This window comes from Nonomuraea sp. NPDC003201 (genome assembly GCF_053590415.1).
Map to the genome: position 1 here is coordinate 1 of NZ_JBSFTC010000371.1, position 9,495 is coordinate 9,495.

The 9,495-nt window shown below is 69.3% G+C and carries 12 protein-coding genes; 2 read left to right on the plus strand and 10 right to left on the minus strand.

Features of this window, described 5'->3' with window-relative positions:
* The 6 genes from ACWDX9_RS54355 to ACWDX9_RS54380 form a co-directional block, all read right to left on the minus strand.
* Positions 1 to 787 (minus strand): FAD binding domain-containing protein (locus ACWDX9_RS54355; protein WP_449970210.1); only part of this gene is annotated, 787 nt, incomplete at its 3' end.
* A gap of 7 nt (positions 788 to 794) precedes the next feature.
* Positions 795 to 1,451, minus strand: coding sequence for a (2Fe-2S)-binding protein (locus ACWDX9_RS54360; protein WP_449970212.1), 657 nt, complete (start codon positions 1,449 to 1,451; stop codon positions 795 to 797).
* Between the two features lie 36 nt (positions 1,452 to 1,487).
* Positions 1,488 to 2,531, minus strand: a complete 1,044-nt coding sequence (locus tag ACWDX9_RS54365) for a zinc-dependent alcohol dehydrogenase family protein (RefSeq protein WP_449970215.1) — start codon at positions 2,529 to 2,531, stop codon at positions 1,488 to 1,490.
* A gap of 71 nt (positions 2,532 to 2,602) precedes the next feature.
* Positions 2,603 to 2,920: a zinc-binding dehydrogenase gene (locus ACWDX9_RS54370; RefSeq protein WP_449970239.1), complete on the minus strand. Its 318-nt coding sequence runs from the start codon at positions 2,918 to 2,920 to the stop codon at positions 2,603 to 2,605.
* A gap of 61 nt (positions 2,921 to 2,981) precedes the next feature.
* Positions 2,982 to 3,353: an alcohol dehydrogenase catalytic domain-containing protein gene (locus ACWDX9_RS54375; RefSeq protein WP_449970218.1), complete on the minus strand. Its 372-nt coding sequence runs from the start codon at positions 3,351 to 3,353 to the stop codon at positions 2,982 to 2,984.
* Between the two features lie 131 nt (positions 3,354 to 3,484).
* Positions 3,485 to 4,729, minus strand: coding sequence for an MFS transporter (locus ACWDX9_RS54380; protein ID WP_449970221.1), 1,245 nt, complete (start codon positions 4,727 to 4,729; stop codon positions 3,485 to 3,487).
* 147 nt (positions 4,730 to 4,876) lie between these two features.
* On the opposite strand from ACWDX9_RS54380, the gene ACWDX9_RS54385 reads away from it, so the two are divergent.
* Positions 4,877 to 5,794 (plus strand): helix-turn-helix transcriptional regulator, encoded by a 918-nt coding sequence (locus ACWDX9_RS54385; RefSeq protein WP_449970223.1) that lies wholly within the window; start codon positions 4,877 to 4,879, stop codon positions 5,792 to 5,794.
* Between the two features lie 140 nt (positions 5,795 to 5,934).
* On the opposite strand, the gene ACWDX9_RS54390 is transcribed toward ACWDX9_RS54385, so the two are convergent.
* Together ACWDX9_RS54390 and ACWDX9_RS54395 are read right to left on the minus strand one after the other, a co-directional pair.
* Positions 5,935 to 6,609, minus strand: a complete 675-nt coding sequence (locus tag ACWDX9_RS54390; protein ID WP_449970226.1) for an SDR family NAD(P)-dependent oxidoreductase — start codon at positions 6,607 to 6,609, stop codon at positions 5,935 to 5,937.
* 40 nt (positions 6,610 to 6,649) lie between these two features.
* A complete protein-coding gene (locus ACWDX9_RS54395) occupies positions 6,650 to 7,585 on the minus strand; it encodes an NADP-dependent oxidoreductase (protein WP_449970229.1) in 936 nt (311 codons plus the stop codon).
* Between the two features lie 99 nt (positions 7,586 to 7,684).
* On the opposite strand from ACWDX9_RS54395, the gene ACWDX9_RS54400 reads away from it, so the two are divergent.
* Complete coding sequence (locus ACWDX9_RS54400; protein WP_449970232.1) at positions 7,685 to 8,377, plus strand: TetR/AcrR family transcriptional regulator; 693 nt, start codon at positions 7,685 to 7,687, stop codon at positions 8,375 to 8,377.
* A gap of 407 nt (positions 8,378 to 8,784) precedes the next feature.
* On the opposite strand, the gene ACWDX9_RS54405 is transcribed toward ACWDX9_RS54400, so the two are convergent.
* Positions 8,785 to 9,180 carry an integrase core domain-containing protein gene (locus ACWDX9_RS54405; RefSeq protein ID WP_449970235.1) on the minus strand — a complete coding sequence of 132 codons (396 nt, stop codon included), beginning with the start codon at positions 9,178 to 9,180 and terminating at the stop codon, positions 8,785 to 8,787.
* Between the two features lie 77 nt (positions 9,181 to 9,257).
* Positions 9,258 to 9,495, minus strand: a 238-nt coding sequence (locus tag ACWDX9_RS54410) for a hypothetical protein (protein WP_449970237.1), incomplete at its 5' end; no start/stop codon positions are given.

The window sequence follows — 9,495 nt, forward strand, 5'->3', positions numbered from 1 at the left end:
CGCCGCCGGCGGCGATCTTCGCCGCGCGGATCACGCCGCCGCGGACGTGCAGCGCGACGGCTGCCGAGGTCAGGGCGAACTCGTACGACTGGCGGTCGCGGACCTTCAGGTATCCGGACTTGAGCGGTTGCGGATGGGCCGGGATCTCCACAGCGGTGATCAGCTCGCCCGGCCGCAGGGCGTGTTCCTGGTGCGGGGTGCTGCCCGGTGGCAGCAGGAAGTCGGCGAAGGCGAGGCTGCGTTCCCCGTCCGGGCCGAGCAGGTGCACGCTCGCCTCCAGCGCCGTGAAGGCGACGGCGACATCCGAGGGGTGCGTGGCCGCACACTGGTCGGAGGCGCCGAGGATCGCGTGGCTACGGTTGAAACCGTCCAGCGCCGCGCACCCCGAGCCCGGCCGGCGCTTGTTACAGGCGGCCGTCACGTCGCGGAAGTATGTGCACCGGGTGCGCTGCATGATGTTGCCCGCCATGGTGGCCATGTTGCGCAGCTGGGGCGAGGCGCTCAGCTCCAGCGCCTGTGCCACGACGGGAAAGGCGGCGCGTACCTTGGGGTGGGCGGCGGCCGCGGCCATCGACACGAGCGCACCGATGCGCAGGCCCCCACGGGCGGTGCCGGTGATGTCATGCAACGGAAGGGCACTGATATCGATCAGCTCGCGGGGCCGCTCGACGTTCTCGCGCATCAGGTCGACCAGAGTGGTGCCGCCGGCGATGAAGCGGCCGCCCCGCCGGCCGCCGTTGAGCGCGCCATCGATGTCGGCGGCCTTGGTGTAGGAGAAGGGATGCATCCGGACCTCACTTCCCGCCGGCGGCCTGCTCGACCGCTTGGACGATCTTGGTGTAGCAGCCGCAGCGGCAGATGTTGCCGCTCATCCACTCCCGGATCTCCTCCGGCGAGCCGGTACGGCCTTCCCGGATGCAGCCGATGCCGGACATGATCTGACCCGGGGTGCAGTAACCACATTGGAAGGCGTCCTGCTCGATGAACGCCTGCTGCAACGGGTGCAGGTCGTCGTCCTCGTCCGGGGCGAGCCCCTCGACGGTGGTGACCTCGGCGCCCTCCAGCCGCACCGCGAGCGTCAGGCACGCGTTGACCCGGCGACCGTCGACCAGGACGGTGCACGCCCCACAGGCCCCGGCATCGCAGCCCTTCTTCGTGCCCGTCAGCCCGAACTGCTCACGCAGCAGGTCCAGCAGCGAGGTCCGGTTGTCGATCATCGCGGCGTGCCGCTCGCCGTTGACGGTCAGCGAGACGCGGCCGCTGAGCGGCGCTTCGGCGGCGGCCACCTCGCGCGGGGCGGCCAGGGACGGCCCTGCGATCAGGCCGTCCGCGACGACAGCACCCCCGGCCGCGGTACCGACAGCGATGAAGGTGCGCCGATTGAGCGCCGACGAGGACTCATCGGCTGTGGCCGGGGCTGGAACAGCGGAAACAGGCGGTTCAGTGGACATATGTACTCCTTCGGGGCCCGGTCGGGGCTCTCGAGGTCAGGGCTTGATGAGGACCTTGAGGCTCTTGCGGTCGGCCATGTCCTGATATCCGGCCGGGACGCCGTCGAGGTCGGTCGTGGCGTCGAACACCTTTCCCGGCTCGATGGTGCCGTCGAGGATGTCGGGCATCAGCTCCTCGATGTAGGCCCGGACCGGCGCGGGTCCACCGGCCAGGCGGAGGTTGTGGCGGAAGAGGCTGCCGAAGCCGATTGGCGCCTCCTCGTACTGCGGGACGCCGACGCGGCTGATGACGCCGCCCGGGCGGACGATTCCGAGGGCCTGCGCGTAGGCGGACATGGTGCCGACGGCCTCAAGGACCACGTGCGTGCCGTGCCCGCCGGTCAGCTCGCGGACCTGGGCGATCCCCTCCTCACCGCGAGCGGAGACGACGTCGGTGGCGCCGAACTCCCGGCCGAGGTCGGTGCGCGCCGGGTGGCGGCCCATGAGGATGATCTGCTCGGCGCCCAGGCGCTTGGCCGACAACACCGCCAGCAGGCCGACGGCGCCGTCACCGATCACGGTGACGCGGGTGCGCTCGTTGACGCCGCCGGCCACGGCGGCGTGATGGCCGGTGCCGAACACGTCCGAGAGCGTCAGCAGGGACGGGATCAGGGCAGAGTCCGCCGCGACGGGAAGCTTGACGAGGGTGCCGTCGGCGAGCGGGACACGTACCGCTTCGGCCTGGCCGCCCTCCTCCGGCTCGCCGTCCCAGAAGCCGGCCTGCGGGTGGGCGCAGGAGGTGTGCAAGCCCTCGCGGCAGAACGCGCAGGTGTTGTCGGAGATGGCGAAGGGAGCCACGACCAGGTCGCCCCGTTTGACGGTGGTCACGTCCGAGCCGGCGTCCTCGACGACGCCGATGAACTCGTGCCCCATCCGGGAGGGCCCGTCCGCCGGGGACAGCGAGCCGTAGGGCCACAGGTCGCTGCCGCAGATACAGGAGGCGGTGACGCGGACGAGCGCGTCGGTGGGCAGCTTGATGACCGAGTCCGGGACGTTCTCGACGCGGACGTCGCCGGCGCCGTACATGAAGGTTGCGCGCATGAGGTGTTCTCCGATGCGATTGGTGCTTGATTTCTGGTGTTGGCGATTGGATATTGACGCAGCTGACGAGTTCAGTGCGCTTTGAGGCCGCCTGTCGAAAGAAGAATCTTGCCGATTGTCTGACGGCCTTCCAGCAGCCGATGCGCCTCGGCGGCCTCGGCCAGCGGGAGAACGCTGAAAATTCGCGGTTTCAGCCAGCCGTTCTCGATGCCCTCGATCACGTCTTCCGCGCGTGACAGCATTTCCTCGCGAGTTCGCATGAAGTGCCGAAGATCGCCGCCGGAAAGTGACAGTGAGCGTTCCATGAGCGAGTTCGGGGAGATGCCGTCAGCGGGTCCGCCGGCAGCACCGAAAATCACCATGTGACCGCGCACGGCCGCTGTTTCCAGGTTTCCGCGAAGGTGGTTGCCCCTACGCCATCGATGATGAGGTCGGCACCTTGACCGCTGGTCAAACGCATGGTCTCTGCGGCGAAATCGTGTTCAGTATAGACAATGACATCGCCGGCGCCCGCTTGCCGGACCGCCTCCGGGCCGGCACGACGGAGGCTTCGGCGTAGGCCCCCGGCTGCTGAGCGTAGGCGACCCGGTCACCCGGCTTGACGTTGCCAACGCCTGGGCCGACAGCCTCCACCACGCCGGCACCCTCCAGTCCGGGAATGAAAGGCAGCGGCACAGGGCGGAATCCTCGCCGCTGATAGATGTCCACGAAATTGATCCCTGCCACGGCCAGGCGAACAAGCACTTCGCCACTGGCGGGAGCATCTAGGTGGACTTCCTCCGCGGTGAGCACGTCCGGTTCGCCATAATGCCTGACAACCATCGCACTGACGCTTGTCGCGCTAGCAGAAATAGTCATTGCCTGCTGTCCTGATTCGGGTTATTGATATTGGTTCTGGGTGGCGGAAATCCAGCCGCAACTTTTCCAGGGGTCCAGTCGGTGGCCAGGAGCCCTCAGCTACGGGCTGCCGCTGCGGAGCGACGGCTCTGGGTGAGGGCGATGGCGATCGTGGGGATCAGGGTCAGCGCGGCGATGGCGGTGCCGACCACTGCAGGACCGGTGGTCCCGAGCGACGAGCCGAGGGCGAGGCCGGCGATCCAGGAGCCGACGGCGGTGCCGAAGTTGAACGCCGAGATGGTCAGGGCAGAGGCCAGGACGGGCGCCCGGCCCGCGAAGCGGACGGCCAGGGATATCAGCACCGGGTTGGCGCCGAGCCCGAAGAAGCCCAGCAGGGCGACCAGAAGGACTGTGGCCGCGGCGTAGCCGGTCAGCAGGCAGATCGCGAGGAGCAGGAGGGTGGCTCCTGCTGCTGCCACGATGGTCACCGTGTGCGGACGGGCGTCGCCCAGGCGGCCCCCGACGATCGAGCCCACGAGGGCGCCGATGCCGAAGCCGACGAGCGCCAGTGGCAAGAGCCCGGCAGCAAGGCCGGCCCGGTCGGTCAGCAGCGGCGCGACGTAGGAGTACGCGGCCAGGACGCCGCCGGTGGTGGTGGCGCAGGCCGCCAGTACCAGCCACAGACGGCCGGAACGCAGAGCGGCCAGCTCGGAGTGGATCGATCCCGTGTGCTGGGCAGGCCCGTCGTGCGGGACGGCGCGGGCGATGAGCGCGATGGCTGCCGCGGCAAGGGCTGCGAGGGCCCAGAACGGGCCCCGCCAGCCCATGAGCTGCCCGGCGAACGCGCCGAGCGGCACGCCGACGACGTTGGCGAGCATGGCTCCGGCCCCGACGAGGCCGAGGGCGCGGGAGCCGGCGGCAGGGCCTGCGGCCTGGGCGGCGGCCACGTTGGCCACGGCCCAGAACGCTCCGGTCGCCAGCGCCGTCAGGAACCGCGCCGTCAGCAGCAGTGTGAAGCTGGAGCCGAGGGCGACGATGACGTGTCCGGCGGCGAAGACGCCCAAGGCGAGCATCAGGGTCAGCCGTTTGGGCAGCCGCAGCGTCAGCATCGCCATCAGCGGCGCACCGACGATCATCCCGACCGCGAAGACCGTGATCAACAGCCCGGCCTGGGCCACGCTCACCCGCAGGTTGCCCGCGATCTCCGGCAGCAGGCCCGCCACCACGAATTCGGTCGTGCCCATCAGGAACGTGCCCAACGCCAGCACATAGATGACGAAAGGAAGCCTGGCCGGCGGACGCCCACGCTCTTCGACGCGCACGTCGCCACGGGCGTGCAGGACTCCTCCTCGCGTGCTCATACTTCCATCTCCACAGGGGTCGTGTTCGAGCTGTCCCTTTCACGAAACCGGCTTCGCCGCAAGTGGAGAAGGTCGTATTTATGGGGGGTATAAACTCAACCCCCCTCCGCTCTTCCTGCACGTCAGCCCGCGACTACCGTGGACGGTATGGACCAGGGACCCGGTAATCGTTCCGACAACCGCTCCGAGATCCGGGACTTCCTCGCGAGCCGGCGTGCCAAGATCGCCCCGGAGCAGGTCGGGCTGCCGACCAGCGGCAGGCGCCGGGTTCCGGGGCTACGGCGCGAGGAGGTCGCCGTGCTGGCAGGCGTGAGCACAGAGTGGTACACGCGGCTGGAGAAGGGCCACATCAGCGGCGTGTCCGAAGACGTCATCGACGCGGTCGCCCGGGCACTGCAGCTGGAGGAGGACGAGCGCACCTACCTGTTCGACCTGGCCCGGGCAGCCCGGCCCGCCCGCCGCACGCCCTCCCGCCGCAAGGATGTCGAGGTCCCGCCCCGCATCCAGTGGATGCTCGACTCCATGACGATGGCCTCGGCATCGGTGCAGAACGGTCGCATGGACGTCGTCGCCGCCAATTCACTGGCCCGAGCCGTGTTCGCGCCGTGGTTCCGCAGCGGTACCACTGACAAGCGCGGCCGCCCCAACGTCGCCCGCTACATCTTCCTGGACCCGGGCGCCCACGACTTCTACGTCGACTGGGAGACCGCCGCCGTCATCACCGCCGCGCTGCTACGCGCGGAAGCCGGACGCGAACCCCACGACCGGGCCCTGCGCGAACTCGTCGGCGAGCTGTCCACACTCAGCCCCGACTTCCGCACCATGTGGGCCGCCCACGACGTACGCATCCGCCACGACGGCATCAAGCGGCTGCGGCACCCCGAGGTCGGCTGCCTGGAACTGACCTACCAGTCCCTGAACCTGCCCATGTCCCATCGGGCGGTGCACGACCTGACCATCTACACCGCCGAACCGGGCACCACCTTCGAAGACCGGCTCAAGCTCCTCGCCAGCCTGGCTGCCACCCGGCCCCGGGCGGAGGAGCCCACCAACCAGCCCCGCTGAAGCAGGCCGCCGCGTCGTCCATGGTGTCCGGGATGGGAGAGGCCTGCATCATGCCGAAGTCGGAGCGGAAACCCTTTCTTCGGTCGCGCCGCGGCGGATCAGGGATCAACGATGGTGGGACGGGGAGAGCCAGGGCGGCGTCAGACGGTGAAGACGCGCTCGACTTCGTCGCGACGGGTGTGCAGGTCCCAGTAGAGGGGGGCGATGTCCTCGGCCGAGGCCGTCGGCGCTCCGGGCGGGCCGTCGGTGCCGATCCACACGCCGATGGCGACGTGTGCGGCCTGGACGCCGGTGCCGGCCAGTTCCTTGTGCAGGTTGAGCACCCAGTTGCGCAGCGCGGCTTGGGCCGCGTTGACGTTGCCGAGCATCGGGTTGGGGTCCACCGAGCCGCCGCCGTTGGTGTAGAGCAGGGTGCCCGCGTCGGCCTCGCGCATCGCGGGCAGCACGGCCCGGGTGGCGGCGATGGCCCCGTAGAGCAGGAAGTCCATCCCCCACTGCACGTCGGACGGGTCGGTCTCGGACGGGGCGGTGAGCGTCATCGATTCGATGCTCCCGGCTGGGGAGTACTCCAGGACGTCGATGCCGCCGAAACGGGTGGTGGCGTCCTTGAGCGCCTGGGTGAGCGCGTCGTGGTCGAGCACGTCCGCCGGGAATGCGGCGGCGGTGATGCCCTCGGCGTCAAGCTGACCGACCAGGTCGTCGAGCTTGTCGCGGTTGCGGGCGATGAGAGCGACGTCGAAGCCGCGGGAGCCGAAGGTACGGGCGATGGCCAGGCCCACACCGGGGCCGGCTCCGACGATGGCGATGCTGGGCACAGTGAATCCTTTGTGAGAGAGCCGTTGGGAAAGGGGCGGATCAGGCGACGGTGAGCGCGATCTTGCCGAGGGTGCCGGTGCCGAACGCGGCGAACGCCTCGTCGGCCCGCTCCAGGTCGTAGACGGAGTTCACCGACACCTTGAGGGTGCCTGCGGCGACCTGCCCGGCGAGCGTGGACAGGGTGTCGGCGGTCGGGTTGGACTGGATCATGGCGGTCTGCAGCTTGCGGCCCTCCGGGGCCTCGGGGAGGCCCAGGGCGGAGACGACGGCGCCGCCGTCGCGCGCGAGCGCGGTCAGTTCGGCCAGGTCGCCCGCCAGGTGCAGCACCGCATCCACCCCGTCCGGAGCCAGTGCCCGGATCTGCGCGGTTACGTCCTGGGTGTAGTCGACGAGAAGCACCTCGGCGTCGGTCAGCGCCGAGACGAAGCCGGCCTCCGAACCCGGCTTGGCGGTGGCGATCACGCGCGCACCCCGGGCCGTGGCCAGTTGCACGGCGAGGGCGCCCACACCGCCGGTGGCGCCCGAGATCAGCACCGTCCTGCCCTCCAGCGGGCCGAGCGCGGCAAGACCGTCGGAGGCGGCGGTGCCCGCCAGGCCGAGCGCCCCCGCCTCGCGCACCGACGCCCCTTCCGGCAGGCGGGCGACGCCGATGGCGGCCGGGACGGCGACGTACTGCGCCAGCGACCCGGTCCCCAGGTGCGGCTTGGTCACCACGCCGAACACGGCGTCCCCGACGGCGAAGCCCTCGACGCCGTCACCGACCGCCTCGACGGTGCCGGCGAAGTCCTTGCCGGGGATCAGCGGGAAGCGGTGCTCCATCATCCCCTGCAGGTGTCCGGCCGCGGTGCCCAGGTCGAACCCGTTCACCGACGATGCCTCCACCCGCACCAGCAGCTCACCGGCCTCCGGGCGGGGCGCATCCACCTCGGTCACCTCAAGGATCCCGGGCACCTGCGCCAGCGTCACAGCACGCATCACAAACTCCTCCTGTCGATCTGGAAAGACCTTTCCGGTTCGTCGGCCAGCATAACAACAGAATCGGATAGGGCATTCCAGTTCGGTAGAGTGGGATCCATGAACCCAGGCGACCAGCAAGCCGAGGACCTCACCCCGCCGCTGCGCAGCGACGCCGAACGCAACCGCGAACGCGTCCTGGCCGCCGCCCGCACGGTGTTCGCTCGCGACGGCCTGGGCGCCTCCATGGCCTCGGTCGCCCGCGAAGCGGGCGTCGGCATCGCCACCCTGTTCCGCCGTTTCCCCGCCAAGGAAGACCTGGTCGCCGCCGTCTTCGCCGACCGCATGGACGCCTACGTCGACGCCGTCGCCACCGCCCTGGCCGACCCCGACCCCTGGCACGGCTTCACCGGCTACCTCCACACGGTGTGCGCCATGCAGGCAGCCGACCGCGGCTTCGCCGACGTGCTGACCATGACCTTCCCCACCGCCAAGGCCCTGGAAGCCCGCCGCAAGGAGGCCTACGACGGCGCGGTGCGCCTCATCGACCGCGCCAAAGCCGCAGGCCATCTGCGCGACGACTTCACCCCGCAAGACCTGGTCCTGCTGCTCATGGCCACCGCCGGCGTCATCACCGCCACCGCCGACGCCGCCTCCGACGCCTGGCGCCGCGTTCTCGCCCTGATGATCCAGTCCTACCAGGCCCCGGCCCGCGGCCCGCTTCCTGCCCCGCCTGCGCACACTGCCCTGTACCGGGCCATGATCAACCTCGGAGGCGCAGCCTCCTCTTCCCGCGAACCGGCCCGAGCCTGATCTCGGCCGGGCGCTCTCGCAAACGCTCGATTCCGAGAGAAGATCACCAACACGCCTCACGGGAGGCTCTCTCTGGGGTGCCGATGGGTCCAGGTCGGCCACCACAGACCAACCCCCGAGATCCGGACTGATACTTACCGCTTGTGATCGCGAAACCGCGAAAAATCCGGGAGAACCTCCATAAAGGGCCTAATGACCAGGGCAAACGCGCTCGCGTGTACCTGGTGACAGCTTCGTTAACGACAGGCCGTCTCTGCACCTGCCGAAAACTCCGTCCATGCACATCAAGCAGACGTCGCATCGCATCCGAGGTCTGCTGCGAGCCATCCTGCCTGCGGACGCAAATGACCAGGTGACGGCTGCTCGGTGGTTGCTCGTACACGTTCGATCCGCCGTAAGCTTCGAGCTCACCACGCAAGCCTGGCTGTAAGGCGGCTCGGCGGTACTCGTTGATCACTCCTGCGAGTATCTTGTGGCGTTCGATCCGGCCTTCCATCGGCACCACCACATCGATGGCCGTTGTAGTGATCGACATATTCGCTCAGGACCGAGCGCAGGTGACGTTCGCCATAGATCAGCACGCGGTCCGTACACTCGGCTCGCACCGTCCGGGCCCAGCGCTCGGCATAGCAGTTGGCTCTCGGTGTCCGCGGCGGACTCTTCAGCAGCGTGATCTCCCGGCTCGTTCCTGGACGCCCGGGCCGATGCGGATGGGTCCAGGCCCGTCGCAACAGGCGACGATGCCATGCCAGCAGTGTCGCCGGGCTGACCGACGATGAGCGCGCAGCACCGCCGGCAACCACCGGGCCAACGCCGCGAGAACAGCCCGATCAGCCCAGTCCGGCTTCGGCGTCCGACCTGACGCCGCAGCACCGCCACCTCATGAACGCAACACCATGATCTTCGCGTCCTTCGACGCTTGACCGCGGCCCAGCAACATCAGCCAGCCGAACACCCGGAGCGCGATCAGATAGAGCAGACGGACAAGCACAAGACGCGGGCTTGCCTGCGGGGACGAACCCCTGGGCTTGATCCGGTTTGACGGACATCCGAGATCAGGGGCTCGTCCCCGGAAGGATGTCCATGATGGAGAGCATGGGGAAGAAGAAGCCGCGTCC

Coding starts and splice junctions, on each gene's coding strand:
- ACWDX9_RS54360 (WP_449970212.1), bottom strand. CDS start 1,451: ATGTCCACTGAACCGCCTGTTTCCGCTGTTCCAGCCCCGGCCACAGCC.
- ACWDX9_RS54365 (WP_449970215.1), bottom strand. CDS start 2,531: ATGCGCGCAACCTTCATGTACGGCGCCGGCGACGTCCGCGTCGAGAAC.
- ACWDX9_RS54375 (WP_449970218.1), bottom strand. CDS start 3,353: ATGGTTGTCAGGCATTATGGCGAACCGGACGTGCTCACCGCGGAGGAA.
- ACWDX9_RS54380 (WP_449970221.1), bottom strand. CDS start 4,729: ATGAGCACGCGAGGAGGAGTCCTGCACGCCCGTGGCGACGTGCGCGTC.
- ACWDX9_RS54385 (WP_449970223.1), top strand. CDS start 4,877: ATGGACCAGGGACCCGGTAATCGTTCCGACAACCGCTCCGAGATCCGG.
- ACWDX9_RS54395 (WP_449970229.1), bottom strand. CDS start 7,585: ATGCGTGCTGTGACGCTGGCGCAGGTGCCCGGGATCCTTGAGGTGACC.
- ACWDX9_RS54400 (WP_449970232.1), top strand. CDS start 7,685: ATGAACCCAGGCGACCAGCAAGCCGAGGACCTCACCCCGCCGCTGCGC.